Consider the following 17,082-nt stretch of genomic DNA (forward strand, 5'->3'; position numbering starts at 1 on the left):
CAGGATTCTCGAGGAGGATACGGGTGCAGATCAACGTCTCCAGGGAGCTCGCCGCGCTCGCGCGGTTCACGATCGCCGAACTGCGCGCCCGATACGCGGACGTGTTCGGGGAGCCGACCACGACCGGGAACCGCACGTGGCTCGTGCGCCGGATCGCGTGGCGCCTGCAAGTGCTCGCCGAGGGCGACCTCTCGCAACGCGCACGTGCTCGGGCCGCGGAACTGGCCCGGGACGCGGACATCCGACTGATCCCGCCCAAGGGGAGCACCGCTCACGCCGGCCCCGTGCACACGGGCACGGTACCCAGGGAAGCGAGCGACGCGCGCCTGCCCCCGCCCGGAAGTGTCATCACCCGCATTTACAAGGGCACCACGATCCACGTGAAAGTACTCGCGGCCGGGTTCGAGTACGACGGGCACACGTTCCCCTCGCTCAGCGCCGTGGCCAAGGCCGTCACCGGCACCCACTGCAACGGGTTCCACTTCTTCAAGCTCAACAGACCGGAGCGCGCATGACCACCCACACGAACCGGCTCAACCGACCCCAGCCCAAACCGAAGCCCGCGGACCGGGAACCGACCCGATCGGTGCGGTGTGCAATTTACACCCGCAAGTCGACCGAGGAAGGGCTCGAACAGGAGTTCAACTCGCTCGACGCCCAGCGCGAGGCCGGCGAAGCGTTCGTCCGCTCTCAAGCCGGTGAGGGTTGGGTCGTGCTCGGCACCCGGTACGACGACGGCGGGTTCACGGGCGCGAACACGGATCGACCCGGGCTCCACGCGCTCCTCGCCGACATCGCGGACGGGAAGGTGGACTGCGTCGTCGTGTACAAGGTCGACCGGCTCAGCCGGAGCCTCCTCGACTTCGCCCAGCTCATGCGCACGTTCGAGGACAAAAAGGTCGCGTTCGTCAGCGTCACACAGCAATTTAGCACCGCGACCAGTATGGGTCGCCTCGTACTCAACGTGCTGTTGTCGTTCGCGCAGTTCGAGCGCGAGATCATCTCCGAGCGGACCCGGGACAAGATCGCGGCGACGCGGCGCAAGGGCAAGTGGGCCGGCGGGCACCTGGTCCTCGGGTACGACATCGACCCGGCCGGGTACAAGCTCACCCTCAATCCCGCCGAGGCCGAGCGCGTGCGCCAGATCTTCGCCCTGTACCTCGAGCACGGGGCACTGTTGCCCGTGGTCGAGGAGCTCGAGCGGCGCCGGTGGACCACCAAGCGCTGGGCCACGCGCAAGGGGCCGGAACGCGGGGGCAAACCGTTCGACCGCACGAACGTGTACAACCTGCTCACGAACCCGCTCTACACCGGGCACGTGCGGTACAAGGACGAGGTCCACGAGGGCGAGCACCCCGCGATCGTTGATCCGGGCGTGTTCGCCGCGGTCCAGCACGCACTCGCGCGCAACGGGCGCACCGGGGGCGCGCTGGTGCGGAACCGGTTCGGGGCTTTATTGAAGGGGCTGTTGCGGTGCGGGCCGTGCGGGGCCGCGATGACCCCGAGCCACTCCACCAAGGGGACCACCCGGTACCGGTACTACGTGTGCACCCACGCCCAGAAGCGCGGCTATGGTACCTGCCCGTCCAAATCGGTCCCGGCCGAGCCCATCGAAGCGTTCGTGGTCGAGCGCGTCCGGGCCGTCGGGCGCGACCCCGAGTTGCTCCGCCAGGTGCTCGAACAGGCCCGGGAAAAGAGCACAACACGGATCAGCGAACTCGAGGCCGAGCACGGGAGCCTTGAGAAGGACCTGCGCGCGTGGCACCGGGAGGTGACCCAGCTCGCGGGGCAACTGAACCCGGGCGATGTGAACGGCCCGCTCGTGACGCGCCTGGCGGACCTGCACGCGCGCATCGGAACCGCCGAGCACCGCGCCGCCAAGGTGCGCGAGCACATCCGGACCGTCACCGATCAGCTGATTTCGGAAGAGGATGCGGCGCGGGCTCTGGCCGCGTTCGACCCGGTGTGGGCCACCCTCACCCCGCTCGAGCGGGCCCGGGTCATCGCGCTGTTGGTGGCCCGGGTCGAGTACGACGGAAGTACCGGGGCCGTCACCGTGTCGTTCCACCCGACCGGGCTCACGGCACTCGCCGACGAACTTTCCCGGCACCACGACCACAGGAGCATCGCGTGAGCACCGGAACTACGAACCCGACTTCCGCACCGAGCGCGCTGACGGTGGCGGGCACGATCCACTTCGCCCGGCGCGGGCGCACCAAGGAGCTGCGTGCGGGTCCGGCCCCGATTCCGCATGAGCCGGGGCGCGTCCCGCGGGTTTCACGCCTCCTGGCGCTGGCACTGCGGTTCGAGGATCTGATCCGGGCCGGCGAGGTGACCGACCACGCGGAACTCGCGCGCCTGGGCCACGTGACCCGGGCCCGGGTGAGCCAGATCATGGCGCTGCTCCACCTGGCACCCGAGATCCAGGAACACATCTTGTTCCTCCCCAAGGTGATGCGCGGGCGCGACCCGCTGATCCTGAGCGACCTGCGCCCGATCGCGGCCGTGCCCGACTGGCGCCGCCAGCGCAAGATGTGGGCCGAACTCGGTACCAAGCGCACGGGTGCCTGAACCCGGGAGCTATTTTCCCTTTTTTCGGACAACTCAGATTGTGGGTGGTGCTGGTGCAGTCTGCTGGCTGATGTGTACGTCCGTAACCTGGATGCTTACGGACATTATCTCGTGCATCATGCCCAACATCATGACCCATCACCCCCAATGGTTACTCGGAATCCGACAAGCATCCCGGACGAGCCAGTTCCCTCGTGTGTCGTAACTTCGGACGTGGCTGCTGCCCCGACGGCTCCCGACCCGGGAGCTCCGCCCGCCCCCCGGAGCCGCTCCCCGGAGGCTCCCGGCACGCGCCCGGAGCTCTCCCCACCGCTCGAAACTGAGCTCGACCTGCGCCCGTTCCTGCACCCACAACCGTTTGCGCCAAATCGGGATTCGCACCCGCACCAACTCGGTCCACCAATCGATCAGAGGATGCTGACACGCGCGATCGCGGGGGCGCTCGGGTTCCGTCCCGAACCGGTGAGTGAGTCGGGCGAGCGCGGGGCCACGCACCTCGGGTCGTTTACATCTGCCGACGGCACCCGGTACACGTGCCTCTTGGCCCTCACCACAACCGCGAACGAGCTCCGCGCCCTGATCTCGCGCCTTCGGACCCGGTGGACCGAGCCGTTGCTCCTGATCTGTACGAGCCCGTCCGTGGTCACGGCCGTCGGCCCGGACCTCAGGCGCAGCGGGGTGAGGCTCGTTCCCCTGGAAACGCTCGTCACGGCCGACGGACCCGGGCACGTGCGCCCCGTCTCACCGCTCGAGGCGTCCATCACTTGGACGGCGACGGCGTTCGTGCCGGGTTCGATCCGGGACCGTGCCCCGAACGCGCTCTGGCACGCGGGCGAGGCGTGGTCCGTGACGTTCGCCGGGAAAACCGTGCTCCTCCACGACCGGATCGGGCTCTGGTACCTGTCGCACCTGATCCAGGCCAAGGGCAAAGGGTTCCGCGCCTCGGAGCTCCGGGACCGGGTCCACGGGCGCACGGGCTCCGAGCCGTTCCCGGGCGTCGAGGCCGTGGACCAACGCGCGGCCGCGGACGACGAGCGCGTGTACCGGGAACTACTGGAGGAACTCGACGAGGCCCGGAAGGACCACGATCCGGCACGAGTGGAGCGCTTACAAGAGCAACTCCACATGGTCACCGCGCGCGTTCAAGAGGCCCGCGGGTTCGGTGGGCGGGTGCGGCGCGCCGGGGACGAATCGACGAGCGTCCGCACGTCCATCAAGAACGCGATCAACGGAATCATCGGGAAGCTCCGGAAACCGCTCCCCGAGCTCGCGCGCCACTTCCGCGGGTTCGTCCAGACGGGCTCGGTCCTCTGTTACGCCCCGGACCCGGACGTGGATTGGGAAGCGTAAACTGTTACGCCCTGCGTAACACTGTTACGGGCGGTGTAACGCCTCAATATTGGCGGCCCCATACGGGCCGCTGCGCCGCCACGAGGGCGGCGCCTCATCCCGTGCCGCACGGCACCCGATCGGGACACGATGTCCACACACAAATCGGCCCTCAGCACCCCGCGCCAGCGCCTCATCGAGCTCCTCCAGCGCCTCAACTTCGGGCGCGTCGAGCACCTGCGCGTCCGCGCCGGTGAACCCGTCCTCGACCCGCCCCCGGCTACCGTGCGCGAGCACAAGTTCGCCGGCGAGAACGGGCCGCGCCCCGAGGCCGGGCGCCCCGACGTCGTCCTCAAGGCCCAGCACCTGGACCTGATGGCCCTGCTCGACGCAATCGGGAACGGCACGGTCACCGTGCTGACCGTCAAGCACGGGCTCCCGTTCTCGGCCGAGGTTCCCGGCTGACCCGCTGACCCGCGGACCCGTTCACCCGTTTCACCCCCACCGACCCGACGTTCAGCCGGCCGCACCGCGGAGGCGCTTGTGGGCACCGTCCCGGTGCTGGCACCGCGCCCGCGTTCGTTACGGGCTCGCGCGCGTCCGGGATCGTGCCCGCCGCTCCCTCCCGGCCGGGAGGAGCTCACGTTGTCCGACGATCACACCCATCTGGGTTCCGACGACCCGATCGGCCCGGCCGTCGCGCGCATCATCCGGTATAAGGCCAACCGCATGATCGGGCGCGCCGGGTTCCGGCCCCAGGACCGCGAGGACCTGGAGCACGACCTCGTGGTTCGGGTTCTCGAGCAACGGCACCGGTTCGCCCCGGCACGCGGCACGTGGCCCGCGTTCGTGTGGCGCGTCGTCGAGCGCGCCGGGAACAACGTGCTCCGGTCCCGGGGCCGCACCAAGCGCGCGACCCGACCCACGAAACCGGTGCCCGAGAGCGCGCCCGCGCCCGACCGGACCGAAGAGGCCGCTCGCACCGCGGACCTGACACGGGCACTCGAAGCGCTGCCCGACGACCTCCGCGCAACGGTCGAACGGGTCCGGACGCACGGTGTCACCGAAGCCGCGCGCTTTCTGAAGATCTCACGGCCGACCGTGTACGCGCGGCTCCGCAAGGTTCGGGCGCGCCCCGAGTGGACCGGGCTCGAAATTTATTGCGACCCGCGCTGAACACTTCGCGCGCGTTCGGTGTAGTTATCTGGGTAGAGGGATCTCGTGTGCGCGCCCGGTCCGCCCGGTACGGGAGACGGCCGGCAACGATCCACCCGAACCGGCCGCGCGACGTGCCCGGCCGGGGAGCATTGAGGACCGCGTCACACGAGGACCCGTGATGGTGACTGATTTGTACCGGTACCAATTCGACAAGGGGATCCCGGCCGACGAGGTCGGGGCCACGTTGATCCTCTCACTCCTCGGGGCCGAGGCGCTCCACGGCGCGGCCCAAACGCGGCTCGACGCGGCCCACACGTTCGACCCGAAGGCGCGCGCCGTGACCATCGACGCGGGCACCCCCGTGGGCCGGGACCTGAACCGGCTGTTCATCGGGTTCGTCACCCGCGAGTTCGGACCCGACGCGGTCCGCGTCACGCGCCGCCCGATGCCTCCCCCGCGCGCCCGGGCGCGACGAACCGAACCCGTGACCGCCTGAGCGACCAACTGACCGCCCACGTCCGTGCACCGACTCGACCCGCCTCGTGCGGGTCGCCGATCATGCGCGCCGCGAGAGGAGCCCCCGTGTCCGCACCCCCAAACCCGGGCAAACCGCTCACCCGCGACGAGGCCGTCGCGCTCCTGGCCGAGCGGTACCGGGCCCTCGTCGCGCCCGGACAGGTGGTCGAGCTCCGCGCCCTCCAGGTGCGGCGCGGGACCGGGCGCCCGCACACCGAGGCCGGGTTCTTCGACGCCGACCACCTGACCGACATGGCCCGGGCCGCGCTCGACCTCACGGACCACGCGCGGGGCGTGTACTTCACCCTCAACCCGCTCCGCCCGGACCTCCTGGCCCGGCGCGCGAACCGCACCGACTGGGCCGGCGCGGGCGAGCTCGCCCGGGACAAGGACGTCACCGCCCGGCGCTGGCTCCTGGTCGACGCGGACCCCGTGCGCGATCCCCACATCAGCGCCACCGACGACGAGAAGGCCCGGGCCCGCGAAACCGCTCAGTCGGTGCGCGCGTTCCTGCGCGAGCGCGGGTGGCCCGACCCGGTCCTGGCCGACAGCGGCAACGGGTTCCACCTGCTGTACCGGGTCGACCTGCCGGCCGACGACGGGGGACTGGTCAAGCGGGTTCTCGGGGCCCTGGCCGCACAGTTCGATACCCCGGCCGTGACGATCGACCGCGCGGTCCACAACCCGGGGCGCATCTGCAAGCTCCCGGGCACGTTCGCGCGCAAGGGCGACAGCACCCCGGCGCGCCCGCACCGTCGGGCCAAACTGATCGAGATTCCCGCTAACCTCGAGCCGGTCTCACTCGCGCTCCTCGAGCGCCTCGCCGACGAAGGGGCACCACCCGCTTCCGGACCCGGGTCCGCGCCGGCGGGAGCCGCGGCGCCACCCGACGGGCGCTTCACCTCGCGCCTGGTGGTGGACCGGTGGCTCGCGGACCGCGGGGTCACGTTCCGCACCAAGCCCGAGCCCGACGCGCGCGGGCGCACCGTGTATGTCCTCGCGACCTGCCCGTTCGATCCCGCCCACGCGGATCCCGACGCGTGCGTCATGCAGGCCCCGAACGGCCAGCTCGCGGCACACTGCTTCCACAACGGGTGCACCGGGCACGGGTGGCAGGCGTTCAAGCAAATGATCGGCGCGCCCGAGCCACATCACTTCGACCCGCCTCTGACGGGACGACCCCGGGGGCGCAAGAAACGCGCGGAACGTCCGACGCCGCCGCACCCCGAAGGGCCGCCCGACGCGCCCGGGGCCGAAGAACCCCGCGCCGGGGCGCTCCCGGAGATCGTGATCGATCCCGCGACCACCCCGGTGGCCCGCACCATGTCGGCGCTCACCGACGTCCTGATCGGGGCCCGCGAGTACTACCATAGGGCCGGGCAACTGGTCCGTGTCACCGGAACCGCCATCACACCGGTCCTGTCCGCGCCCGAACTGGCCGGGGCCCTGAACCAACGCACCGAGGTCCTCGTCGTCGGCGAGAGCGGGCCCGCGTACAAGCCCCTGCCCGTCAACTACGCCAACACGTGGCTCAACCACCCGGGCGAGGCCGCGCGCCTGCCCGCCGTCGCCCTGTTCACCCTGAATCCGGTTTTCACCACCGACTGGCGCCTGGTCCCGCCCGGGTTCGATCCCCCCTCGGGCACGTACTACGCCGGGCCCGCGATCGAGCCCCGCGCCGGCACCGGGCACCTGGACGCGCTCCTCGCGGACTTCTGCTTCCGCACCCCCGGGGACCGCACCAATTACGTCGGGGTGCTCCTGACCACGATCCTGATGCCCCACTTCGTTGGCTCCAAGCCCGCGGTCCTGTTCGCCGGGAACCAGCCCGGGCTCGGGAAGACGGTCCTGGCCCAGGTCATCGCCACCGTGCGCGACGGCAAACCCGCCGAGACCGCGACGTACAACCCCAACGACGAGGAGTTCGAGAAGCGCCTCGGGGCCGTCGTCCACCGCGGGGCCACCACCATCATCGTCGACAACGCCAAGGGCCAGGGCCGAGCGGCCCGGATCGACTCCGCGTGTCTGGAGCGCTCGATCACCGATGCCACCCTCTCGTTCCGGCTCCTCGGGCACTCGCGCGAGATCCGGGCCGAGAACTCGCACATCTTCTGCCTCACCGCCAACACACCCGAGGTGAGCCGGGACCTGGTCACCCGGTGCGTCCTGGTGGACCTGTTCCACGAGGGCGACCCGGCCCGGCGCGCGTTCACGATCGCCGATCCCGAGGGGTACGCCCGGGACTACCGGGCCGAACTGCTCGGGGAGCTGGTCAGCATGGTCGCGCGCTGGCGCGCGGCGGGGAGCCCGGAAGCGGACGTGGCGTCCCGGTTCAACAAGAAGGGGTGGGGCCGCATCGTGGGCGGGATCCTGGCCCACGCCGGGCTCCCCGGGTTCCTCGCCAACGCCGAAACCGCGGCCGCCGAGTTGGACGACACGCGGCGCGAGTTCGCGTACCTCGTCGGGATCCTCGCGGACCACCCCCAGGGCACCTGGACCGCCGCGGAACTGGCCGCGCTCGCCGCGGACCACGGATTGTTCCCCACCGAGCTCAAGGACGCGTCCCCACACGCCCGAACGATCCGCATGGGGCTCCTGGCCGGGCGCTACATCGACCTGCAGTTCGTGCGACCCGACGGGCGCACGGTCGCATTCCAACGGTCCCCCGACCGGAAGGGTAACGTGTACCGCGTTTCGGTCCGGGACGCGGCCTGACCTCCCGACCCGCATTTCCCCTTCGTCTCCTCCCGGCGCCAACAACCCCGCGAACCGGCACCGCACGCGCCACCGACCGGGGCGTACATCGGGGCGCGCTCATGCGGCTCAATTGTGCCGAGTGTTGCCGAGTGTTTGCCGAGTGTTGGTGGCCCAACACTCGGCACCATCAAAACGTGTCCCCGTAACGAGTTGCGACCCGCCTGCCGAGTGTGCCGAGTGTTGAACGGTAAGTCGGTCCGTCCCGTGCGTGCGTGCGTGTGCACGCGCCCGCACACACGTATGGGTCTGGAAAATCACTCGGCACACTCGGCACTCCGACCGCAACGTCATTAAGAACCACACGTTAACCGTGCCGAGTGTTGGGCCCCCAACACTCGGCAAACACTCGGCAACACTCGGCGGCACTCGGCACGTGGGGTGATGGTGGCGGCCCCGAGCGTCCACCTGCTGGGACAGGCAACTGGGGCGTCCACCGTTTTCACGGGAGCACGCACGCGTACACGTTCTGCGGAAAAGTAGCCCGAAATTTCATCCCCACCCCCGACAGTTCGTGCGCGTTCGGTGTAGTTCCTTATAGGCGTCCGTCGCGTGATGTTCCGAGGAGGTGAATGATGGACGTGGAGATGCGCCCGGTCAGGTCGATCAAGCCGTATGAGAACAACCCGCGTTCCAACGATACGGCGGTCACCGCTGTTGTGGCCTCGATCCGGGCGTTTGGATTCCGCCAGCCCATTGTTGTGGACGAGTGCGACGTGATCATCGTGGGCCACACCCGGTACAGGGCCGCACTCGAACTCGGGCTCACCGAAGTACCGGTGCACGTGGCCCGCGGGCTCACACCCGAGCAGGCCCGCGCGTACCGCCTCGCGGACAACCAAACCGCTACCCTGGCGACCTGGGACGACGACCGACTCGCACACGAACTCGTCGCACTCCAAAGCGCGGACTTCGACCTGTCGCTCACCGGGTTCCCCGAGGACGAACTGCTCCGGCACCTGACCGCACCGCCCACCGAACCCACCGGCGATCCCGACGACGTGCCCGAACCGCCCGCCGACCCCGTCACCCGACCCGGCGACCTGTGGCTCCTCGGGCGCCACCGCCTACTGTGCGGCGACGCCACCAAGCCCGACGACCTGGCCCGGCTCTTGCCCGACGGACCGGCCCACACGCTGCTCACGGACCCGCCGTACAACGTCGCGTACTCGGGCAAGACCGCCGACGCACTCACGATCGCCAACGACGACATGAGCGCGGAGCAATACCGCACGTTCCTGGCGTCCGCGCTGGGCACCGCGCTGCGCCACCTGAGCCCGGGCGGTGCGTTCTACGTGTGGCACGCGGACCTCGCCGGGCTCGACGTGCGACTCGCGTGCGCGTCCGCCGGGCTCACCGTGCGCCAGTGCCTGGTGTGGGTCAAGTCCGCGCTCGTGCTCGGGCGCCAGGACTACCAGTGGCGCCACGAACCGTGTTTATACGGGTGGGCCGACGGGGCCCCGCACACGTGGCTCTCCGACCGCGCCCAGACCACCGTGCTCGAGTTCGACAAGCCCGCGAGGAACGCGGACCACCCCACGCCCAAGCCCGTCGCCCTGTTCGAGTACCTGCTCCAGAACTCGTGCCCGAAAGGGGGCGTGGTGCTCGACCCGTTCGCCGGGAGCGGGACCACGCTCGTTGCGGCCGAGCAAACCGGGCGCACCGCGGCACTGGTCGAACTGGACCCGCGGTACTGTGACGTGATCGTCTCCCGGTTCGAGTCACGGACCGGAAAGTCGGCCGAGCGCATCGCGGCGTAAACCCTGACGGAACGCGGAATAAAGGTGACGGGAGGGCGCGGTAATGAAGCTCTCGAACCGACTCGGCAAGGTCGCGAAGGTGTTGTCCGACCGGCTCCCCCCGGACCAGTTCCACGTGATCGAGGCCGTGCCCGTGTCGCGCGCCGAGGGGCGGAAACCGGGCCTGTACCGGAGCGGCGCCGAGGGCTCACTCGTCGGGCGCCTTGTGTACGACCCCGCGAAGGGCGAACCCGTGGTGCCCGAGGGCAAACTGGCCCCGTTCGGGCTCCTGATCGTGTGCCACCTGGAGCACGTCGAGGCGCCGGATGACGTGGCGTGAGGAGGTGAAGGCATGGCTGCGGGCCGGGTGAAGAAGAACGAGGACCAGTTGCTCCTGGCGCTGGCGTGCGGGGTCACGGTGGACGCGGCCGCCAAGCAGTGCGGGCTCACGGACCGCACCATCTACCGCAGACTCGCCGAGCCCGCATTCCGGGGCCGGTTGCAGGCGCTCCGGGCCGACATGGTGCGCCGGGCCGCGGGTTTGCTCACGGCGGCCGCAGGCGAGGCCGTGCGGACCCTGCTGTCGCTCCAGAAGGACTCGGCGCCGCCGGCCGTGCGGCTCGGGGCGGCGCGGGCCATTCTGGAGCTGGGCATCAAGGTACGCGAGTTGACGGACCTGGAGACCCGGATCGCGGAGTTGGAGCACCGGGCCGGGCTCCCCGAGGGGGGCAACCGCATATGAACCTCGGGAACCGCGTGGGGAAGTTGGAATTCCAAATACCGGTGCGGCGGGTGACCGCGGCCGTGCCGGACGCCCCGGTAGCCTTCGCGCGCGGGATCCTGGCCGGGGCGTTCGGGGTGGATGACCTGGACCGCACGAACCCGAATCACACGGGTTGGCTCGCGCAGATGAGCGCATTCCTGCAAACGCTCCAGCCCGAGCACCAGGCATGGCTCCGACTCGTACACGAGCGGCATCCGGGCGCGTACCCGGGCCAGATCCTGCTCCCGGCGTCCGACGAGCAGGTCCTGGACGCGCTCGACGTCGTGATGCGCCGGGGCTGAACGAATAGGGGCATTATGCGATTGTCGGCGCGGGTGCAGAAGTTGGAGGCCGCCGAGCCCCGGTGCGACCCGAGCCGGTTTCGGCTCGCGCCCGAGGACCACGTGCCGAGTGACGCGGACCGGTGTCAACGGTGCGGCGGGTGCCACGTGCTCGTCATCGAAGAGGAAATCGTTGAGGTCGTGGAACCACTGGAGAACGGGCCAGAGGTGCGGTCGTGAACCGGAGCCGTCTGGCCAAACTCGAACGCCATGCCCGCGAACATCCGTGCCGGGGGTGCGGGCGGATCGAACCGCCACCGAATCCACGTGCCGCGGAGATCGATTTTCACCGGCTGAGCCGGGCCGAACTGGAGGAGTTGGGTACGCTGGTCCGGGGAATGACCACGCCCCCGTGCCCTCGGTGTGGGCGAACGGCTCATGACTTCACCCGCATAACCGACGACCAATTACACCGCACCCTTGCGCTGCTGCGGAGGCTGTTCGGGCGCAGCGCACCGATTTCAAGCGAATGAGTCGATCCCGGTTCGCTAGTGCAGCCTAATTGCTGACCGTTTGCGAATCCGGTCGGGGTCGTATGTTGTCGGGATGAACAAGCCCCGTAAATTCGTCCGCACGCTCACGGCCGCCGAGCGGCGGGCGTTGGAGCGAGGCCGTAAGTCGGCCGATGCGTTCACCGTCCGCCGGTCGCAGATCCTGTTGGCGAGTGCCGGGCGGATGGGGCCGGCCGAAGTCGGGCGGGTGGTCGGGTGTACCGCCCAAGCGGTCCGCAACGCCGTCCGGGCGTTCGAGACCGACGGCCTGGGATGCTTGGGCGCCAAGTCGCATGCCCGCAAGGATCCCGGCCGGGTATGGGACCGGGGGCGGGACGAGGACCTCAAGGATCTACTCCACCGCCGGCCCCGAGAATTCGGCAAGCCGACGAGCCTGTGGACCCTGGCGTTGGTGGCCGAGGTGTGCCACCAGAAGGGATGGACGCCCCGGGTGCTGTCGGTCGAGCCGATCCGACAGGCGTTGAAGCGTCTCGGGGTCGGGTGGAAGCGGGCCAAGCACTGGATCACCAGCCCGGACCCCGAATACGTCAAGAAAAAAGGCGTCGGGACCGGCTGATCGCTGAGGCGGCGAAGCATTCGGACTGGGTGCTGGGCTTTCAAGACGAGTGCTGGTGGACGCGACTGGCCCAGCCCGATCTGTTCGCCTGGACGACCTCCGGCCCGCTCCGGCTCGGGGGCAACGCCCGGGATCCGAAGGGCGGCGGGCCCGAGCCGGTGGCGTGCTATGGGGTGCTGCGGGCCGACACGGGCGGGATGATGCTGCGGTTCTGCGACGGGCGCCCGGTAAGTGCCACCACCGAGGCGTTCCTGGGGTGGGTGTGCGAGGTGCTGGCGACCGAGGGGAAGGCGGTGTTGGCCCTGGTGTGGGACAACGCCGCGTGGCACATGAGCCGGCGCGTGCGGCGGTGGATCGAGGCCCACAACCGGCGGGTCCGGCGAGCGAAGACCGGGTGCCGGATCCGGGTGTGCGGACTTCCCGTGAAGGCCCCGTGGCTCAATCCGATCGAACCCAAGTGGGTCCACGGCAAGCGGGCCATCGTCGAGCCCGACCGGAAACTTACCGCCGCTGAGGTACGGCAACGAGCGTGCGACTACTACGGCTGCACGCTCCACCCCACATTGCCAAAACCTCAGCCATGATCCTGCACTAGAGACGCGTTGTTGAACTTGTCAAGCAACCACACGGCCTGAAACTCCGTTACCGCTGATCACGTTGCCTGCTTCCCCTCCGACAGAACCTCGCGCACAGTTCCGGGTGCTCCGCATTCGCCACGCTTGGCCGAGTGATTACGGAGCTGCGCCGATTGTGGGTATAACAAGCCTCATAAAGCATCGGTGCAACCGGCGTACCATGCCCTCGTTAACGGCAACCGCGATCGTCAGGATAGCGACGAAGTTGTGGCGGTGTTTGATGCCCGAACGGGGATCCGGCAAGTCTGCAAACGCCGTCGTAATTGCGAGTGACATCGCGTGTCTTCCAGTGCCACCCTCGAACTATCCCGAACTCCCCGGCACATCATCCGTTGTGTTCGCGTGGACCCTGCATTGGCCGGTTCGGCAGCCAGTTGAGTCAACGCGTCGGTGAGGTACTCCCACGGGTTCAGGGCAGGCCTCTCCGTTGAAGCGCACGGGCTCATCAGCACGGCGCGGGTCGGCGGTAATCGCCGATCACGAGCCGCTGGTGCAACGCGCGGGACCCTCCTGACACGGCCCGCCTCGGGTTCGGCATCAATCGATCGTGAGATCGGACGGCCGAGGTGGCGGAGCCAGCGGTAGTGCGCGGCGATTCCCGCAACGAACGAGCGGTGGGCCGAGTACCGCACCCCGAACTCGCGGCACGTGTTCTCTACGATCCGCGCCAGCCCGGGGTAGTGGACGTGGCACGCGCGCGGGAACAGGTGGTGCACCACCTGGAAGTTCAGACCGCCCAGCAGCCACGTCAGCACCCGGCTGTTGCGGGCGAAGTCCACCGTCGTATGGAGCTGGTGGACGGCCCAGGCGTCGGCCATCCGGCGCCCGCCGTCGATCGGCTGAGGGAAGTCGGCCTCTCCGACGCAGTGGGCCAGTTGGAACACGACCGTCAGCGTCACCCCGAGTGCCACTGCCACCAGCGCGTAGAAGATCAGTACGACCCACCACGGGTGAACCAGCATCGGCACCCCCAGGAGGAGGCCGATCGACACCACTTTGCCCGCGACGAACGCGATCAGATCCCACCCCTTCGGGCGCGGGACGCGGTGCGGCCCGACGGTTCCGGTCGCCACGTCGTGGAAGTCGCCGTACAGGTGCCACACGGATGCGGTCAGGCCGTACAGGGGCCACAGGTACAGGTGCTGCCACCGATGGAACCACCGCCGGCGCTGCTGCGGGGCAAGCCGCGCGAGGCGGCCCACGTCCGATGTCGGTGCCCTGGTCGCTCACGTTCGTACACGTGTGGTGGAACACGCCGTTTATCCACTTCCACAGGTAAGAGGACGCGCCGATCAGGTCGAGGCTCATCGCGGCCAGTTTGTTCACCCAGGCGTGTTTCGAGTAGGCCCCGTGCCCGCCGTCGTGCTGGATGTTGAACCCGACCGCCGCCAGCCCGAACGCCAGAAGGACGGCCACCGGGACGGCCTGCCACCACGTCTCGACGACGAAGACGAGAGCCATGTACGAGGCGGCGAGCCCGCCGAGCACGATCACCGTTTTTAGGTAGATCTGCCAATCGCCGTGTTCGGCGCGCCCGGACTTGCGGAAGTAGGCGTCGGCGCCGCAATTCGGTGTGAAGCCCGGTCTCGTCTTTTGGGAACTTGGGCCGCACGTCGGGCGGTCGCGGTGTGGCGGGCACCAGTTCGGCTCGGGAACCGAGATCCCGGTTCGGGGCGGGGACGAGTTTGACGTTGGTCGATTCCATGAGTTTGCTCCGTTCACCGGCACGGGGGGCTGCGCGGGCGGCATGATGCCGTCCCAGAATGTTGGTCTGAATGACTCACTACGTGAAGGCGGCCAGGAGTGCATAACCCAACGATCGTATCAGTCGACTGCTCCGGGACTTCGATCAGGTTCGCCACGGCCACCAACCCGGACCGGTCAATTACCTCGCGTAACGCCATCTGCTTACCGTCCATAAAAGGTGATCGCGCGCCCGCGCAAGATGCCCCCACAATCGGCGCCATCGATCCGGGGTTCGCGAAGGTAACGGCTCCGGTGACGAGTCGGCACGTCGGTAACCAACTGGAGCACCGCTCCACCGAGGTCGCGAGGACTGGTTATCGCAGTCGGCATTGTCTCCCTCTCGATGATTCGTTTCGGGGGAACTGTGCGGGAACGTTGGCAAAGAGCGTGCCGGAACAAGTATCCGTTTCGATCCCGCCTCGAACCTGCATCGGGAGCCAATCGAGAGGGACATTCGCCCGGACCGGGTGTGTCAGATCGGGATCACGTTTCAGTTGCATGTGCCTCAACCGCCCACGGGCTTGAGTACCGACTGATCGAGAAGTACCGACTCGCCGGGACGGAAACCGAAGCCGAGAGGGCACTGCAACCGGAGTGAAAGCGCCCGGTTCGCGCCAGCAGGTCACTTCGCCAGCAGGATCAAGAGATCGACGGCAAAGAACACGACGACGATAATCTCGAGCCAGAGCATCCGGCGCTCGTACACGTCGCCACGGGTCAGCGTGTAGAGGCGATCGACTTCTTCCAGTCGCTGCTCGACGCTCGCCCGCCACTGGTCAAGGTGGAACCGCTCGCGGGCCAAGAGGTACACGCGGGCCAGGTGCCAGTCGCCGACGAACTTCGTCACGTGCGTCACCTCATCAGCCAGTTTCGCCAGATCGACCCGCAGTTGGCGGAGCTGACGGAGAATGCGGCCCATCGCCCCGAACGACCACCACGGGCGCTTCGCGAGGTCGTAGTACGCTCGGTCCAAATATCGGTCGAGCTGCCGATCCATCCACTGGAACTCTTCCAACTGAAGGTTCGCCAACTCGATCACGAACAGCATGTCCTCGGCCTCTCGATCCAGATCGACAACCAGCGCCGCATCCCAGTCGATCACCACGAGGTCGCTATTCTCGAACGAGCGGCGCAGACGGAGTACCTCGGCCACCTGGGCCGCGCTGAGCCGGTCACCCGGTGTTTCGGTGAGCAGTCCGGCGACCTCGCGCTCGCGGTTCGTCAGCCAGTGGTTCGCGTCCTTCTCATCACCGAGATGCGACAGAGTGAAGACCGTGTACGCTTCCGGCGCCGACATTTCGCCGGACCGGACGAGCGCCTCGTTGAGAGCGCGGCAGACCTCGTCTCGCTGCTCCCGCGCGAGAGCGTCGAGCGGGCGACCATCGTGAAGAGATGGGTTGTGGAAAGGGATCAGAGCGGCGAGCGCGTCACTTGCGAACGGAACTCGAGCCGTGACACTGATAACACCCACGTCGTAGACGCGGACGAGTAACCGCGCCGGGCACCCGTTCACCCTGACGGTAGAGACCGTCGGTTCGACAACGAGAGGGCGGGAGACGGGCACCGATCGCGGCGCGGGGCGCCCCCACCGCGCGGTAAACGAAGTCGAGCGCCCGGCGAGGAGTTCGGCGGCCCGGTCGAGGCGGATTTCGTTCGCCACGTCGAACGCGTAGAAGTAGACGACTTCGCCCCGGAGTTCCGCGTTGCTGGGGAGTGTCGCCATGACGCGTCTCCGTAGCACTCCGTCATCCTACGCGGCGGAGCGGTTGACCGAGATGCGCGGCCCGGTTGTCTCTGTGCGGGGCTCGTGGACTGCGCGCCGTTCTGTGGTGCCAGGAAGAAGAGGAACCCGAGGAACCCGAGGAACCCGAGGCCGCCCAACCAGACCCAATCACCGGTGATCAGGGCGAATAACCCGAACAAGCCGAACACGGACCAAAGCGCGAACCATCGCTGGTGGGCCAGAATCCACAACCGGAACCGCCGAGCCAGATTCCTCACAGCATCCCTCCACAGGTTACAATGCCGCACAACACCGTTCATGCGCCCGGATCGGGGCTCACATACGGCTCGCGCCGGTGCGGCGGGGGCGCGGGTTTCGGGTCGTCGATCGGGTGCGGGAAGTGCTGCCGCGGGCGGTCCCGGGTCGGCTCGTTCGCCGACCGCGACTCGCGTGCGATTACCCCCTCGGCCGCCGTCTTGTTGCTGCGGTGGACCCACAACTCGACCGACGCCGGGAGCGCGGAGCCGAAGCTGCCGCTCAATTCTGTGCCGACCACTCGGCACGTGATCCCGACCTCGGCCAGTGCCGCCCGGTGGCCCCGCACCATGAGCGCGGGGCCGGCGTACACTCGCACCACGTCGTTCGGGTCGTGAGTCATGACAAGCTCCAATAGGAAGTAGGGGCACAAACCGTTTGAGCCGCGAGTAGCACTGGGGCGGGTGCCGGGTTCGGCCGCGGT

Annotated in this window: 19 protein-coding genes and 1 pseudogene; 16 read left to right on the top strand and 4 right to left on the bottom strand. The window is 68.6% G+C overall.

Annotated elements, in window-relative coordinates:
- Positions 1-23: 23 nt before the first annotated feature.
- The 15 genes from VT84_RS12255 to VT84_RS12325 all read left to right on the top strand — a co-directional run bounded on the left by VT84_RS12255 (position 24) and on the right by VT84_RS12325 (position 12,823).
- A complete protein-coding gene (locus VT84_RS12255) occupies positions 24-515 on the top strand; it encodes a DUF2924 domain-containing protein (protein ID WP_082839730.1) in 492 nt (163 codons plus the stop codon).
- Complete coding sequence (locus tag VT84_RS12260; RefSeq protein WP_082839731.1) at positions 512-2,134, top strand: recombinase family protein; 1,623 nt, start codon at positions 512-514, stop codon at positions 2,132-2,134. Before VT84_RS12255 ends, VT84_RS12260 begins: the two co-directional genes overlap by 4 nt.
- Positions 2,131-2,571 (top strand): hypothetical protein, encoded by a 441-nt coding sequence (locus tag VT84_RS12265; protein WP_082839732.1) that lies wholly within the window; start codon positions 2,131-2,133, stop codon positions 2,569-2,571. Before VT84_RS12260 ends, VT84_RS12265 begins: the two co-directional genes overlap by 4 nt.
- A gap of 414 nt (positions 2,572-2,985) precedes the next feature.
- A complete protein-coding gene (locus VT84_RS12270) occupies positions 2,986-3,921 on the top strand; it encodes a hypothetical protein (RefSeq protein ID WP_082839733.1) in 936 nt (311 codons plus the stop codon).
- A gap of 129 nt (positions 3,922-4,050) precedes the next feature.
- Positions 4,051-4,365: a hypothetical protein gene (locus VT84_RS12275; protein WP_082839734.1), complete on the top strand. Its 315-nt coding sequence runs from the start codon at positions 4,051-4,053 to the stop codon at positions 4,363-4,365.
- A 180-nt stretch (positions 4,366-4,545) separates the two neighbouring features.
- Positions 4,546-5,076 carry an RNA polymerase sigma factor gene (locus VT84_RS12280; protein WP_157469464.1) on the top strand — a complete coding sequence of 177 codons (531 nt, stop codon included), beginning with the start codon at positions 4,546-4,548 and terminating at the stop codon, positions 5,074-5,076.
- A gap of 160 nt (positions 5,077-5,236) precedes the next feature.
- Positions 5,237-5,554, top strand: coding sequence for a hypothetical protein (locus tag VT84_RS12285; protein WP_082839736.1), 318 nt, complete (start codon positions 5,237-5,239; stop codon positions 5,552-5,554).
- 86 nt (positions 5,555-5,640) lie between these two features.
- The gene (locus tag VT84_RS12290) at positions 5,641-8,289 is read left to right on the top strand and encodes a hypothetical protein (protein WP_082839737.1); all 2,649 of its coding nucleotides are present in this window, start codon (positions 5,641-5,643) and stop codon (positions 8,287-8,289) included.
- 611 nt (positions 8,290-8,900) lie between these two features.
- On the top strand, positions 8,901-10,088 hold the full coding sequence (locus VT84_RS12295; protein ID WP_239465806.1) for a DNA modification methylase: 1,188 nt from the start codon (positions 8,901-8,903) through the stop codon (positions 10,086-10,088).
- 43 nt (positions 10,089-10,131) lie between these two features.
- A complete protein-coding gene (locus tag VT84_RS12300) occupies positions 10,132-10,407 on the top strand; it encodes a hypothetical protein (RefSeq protein WP_082839738.1) in 276 nt (91 codons plus the stop codon).
- A 12-nt stretch (positions 10,408-10,419) separates the two neighbouring features.
- Positions 10,420-10,809, top strand: coding sequence for a hypothetical protein (locus VT84_RS12305; protein WP_082839739.1), 390 nt, complete (start codon positions 10,420-10,422; stop codon positions 10,807-10,809).
- A complete protein-coding gene (locus VT84_RS12310) occupies positions 10,806-11,132 on the top strand; it encodes a hypothetical protein (protein WP_082839740.1) in 327 nt (108 codons plus the stop codon). Before VT84_RS12305 ends, VT84_RS12310 begins: the two co-directional genes overlap by 4 nt.
- A 15-nt stretch (positions 11,133-11,147) precedes the next feature.
- On the top strand, positions 11,148-11,351 hold the full coding sequence (locus VT84_RS12315) for a hypothetical protein (protein WP_082839741.1): 204 nt from the start codon (positions 11,148-11,150) through the stop codon (positions 11,349-11,351).
- Between the two features lie 366 nt (positions 11,352-11,717).
- The gene (locus VT84_RS12320; RefSeq protein WP_052554143.1) at positions 11,718-12,239 is read left to right on the top strand and encodes a helix-turn-helix domain-containing protein; all 522 of its coding nucleotides are present in this window, start codon (positions 11,718-11,720) and stop codon (positions 12,237-12,239) included.
- A 29-nt stretch (positions 12,240-12,268) separates the two neighbouring features.
- Complete coding sequence (locus VT84_RS12325; RefSeq protein WP_082839742.1) at positions 12,269-12,823, top strand: transposase; 555 nt, start codon at positions 12,269-12,271, stop codon at positions 12,821-12,823.
- Between the two features lie 239 nt (positions 12,824-13,062).
- Here VT84_RS12325 and VT84_RS12330 read toward each other — a convergent pair whose 3' ends face one another.
- Both VT84_RS12330 and VT84_RS42240 read right to left on the bottom strand, forming a co-directional pair.
- Complete coding sequence (locus VT84_RS12330; protein ID WP_204249753.1) at positions 13,063-14,076, bottom strand: fatty acid desaturase family protein; 1,014 nt, start codon at positions 14,074-14,076, stop codon at positions 13,063-13,065.
- A pseudogene (locus VT84_RS42240) lies at positions 14,000-14,290 on the bottom strand (fatty acid desaturase); the annotation flags it as partial. The pseudogene VT84_RS42240 and the gene VT84_RS12330, both read right to left, overlap by 77 nt.
- On the opposite strand from VT84_RS42240, the gene VT84_RS40780 reads away from it, so the two are divergent.
- Entirely contained in the window at positions 14,225-14,377 is a 153-nt protein-coding gene (locus VT84_RS40780) for a hypothetical protein (protein ID WP_239465807.1), read from the top strand. The pseudogene VT84_RS42240 and the gene VT84_RS40780 sit on opposite strands and share 66 nt — an antisense overlap.
- Positions 14,378-15,242: 865 nt before the next feature.
- On the opposite strand, the gene VT84_RS12335 is transcribed toward VT84_RS40780, so the two are convergent.
- Entirely contained in the window at positions 15,243-16,343 is a 1,101-nt protein-coding gene (locus VT84_RS12335; protein WP_052558595.1) for a hypothetical protein, read from the bottom strand.
- Positions 16,344-16,659: 316 nt separating this feature from the next.
- Positions 16,660-17,001 (bottom strand): hypothetical protein, encoded by a 342-nt coding sequence (locus tag VT84_RS12340; RefSeq protein WP_052558593.1) that lies wholly within the window; start codon positions 16,999-17,001, stop codon positions 16,660-16,662.
- Positions 17,002-17,082 lie beyond the last annotated feature (81 nt).

The sequence above is a fragment of the Gemmata sp. SH-PL17 genome (assembly GCF_001610855.1).
GTDB lineage: Bacteria > Planctomycetota > Planctomycetia > Gemmatales > Gemmataceae > Gemmata > Gemmata massiliana.

What these genes read in the sequence shown, in the direction of transcription:
- VT84_RS12260 (WP_082839731.1), top strand. Translation starts at nt 512, where the DNA reads ATGACCACCCACACGAACCGGCTCAACCGACCCCAGCCCAAACCGAAG.
- VT84_RS12340 (WP_052558593.1), bottom strand. Translation starts at nt 17,001, where the DNA reads ATGACTCACGACCCGAACGACGTGGTGCGAGTGTACGCCGGCCCCGCG.
- VT84_RS12320 (WP_052554143.1), top strand. Translation starts at nt 11,718, where the DNA reads ATGAACAAGCCCCGTAAATTCGTCCGCACGCTCACGGCCGCCGAGCGG.
- VT84_RS12315 (WP_082839741.1), top strand. Translation starts at nt 11,148, where the DNA reads ATGCGATTGTCGGCGCGGGTGCAGAAGTTGGAGGCCGCCGAGCCCCGG.
- VT84_RS12295 (WP_239465806.1), top strand. Translation starts at nt 8,901, where the DNA reads ATGATGGACGTGGAGATGCGCCCGGTCAGGTCGATCAAGCCGTATGAG.
- VT84_RS12270 (WP_082839733.1), top strand. Translation starts at nt 2,986, where the DNA reads ATGCTGACACGCGCGATCGCGGGGGCGCTCGGGTTCCGTCCCGAACCG.
- VT84_RS12335 (WP_052558595.1), bottom strand. Translation starts at nt 16,343, where the DNA reads ATGGCGACACTCCCCAGCAACGCGGAACTCCGGGGCGAAGTCGTCTAC.
- VT84_RS12285 (WP_082839736.1), top strand. Translation starts at nt 5,237, where the DNA reads ATGGTGACTGATTTGTACCGGTACCAATTCGACAAGGGGATCCCGGCC.
- VT84_RS12300 (WP_082839738.1), top strand. Translation starts at nt 10,132, where the DNA reads ATGAAGCTCTCGAACCGACTCGGCAAGGTCGCGAAGGTGTTGTCCGAC.
- VT84_RS12305 (WP_082839739.1), top strand. Translation starts at nt 10,420, where the DNA reads ATGGCTGCGGGCCGGGTGAAGAAGAACGAGGACCAGTTGCTCCTGGCG.
- VT84_RS12275 (WP_082839734.1), top strand. Translation starts at nt 4,051, where the DNA reads ATGTCCACACACAAATCGGCCCTCAGCACCCCGCGCCAGCGCCTCATC.
- VT84_RS12310 (WP_082839740.1), top strand. Translation starts at nt 10,806, where the DNA reads ATGAACCTCGGGAACCGCGTGGGGAAGTTGGAATTCCAAATACCGGTG.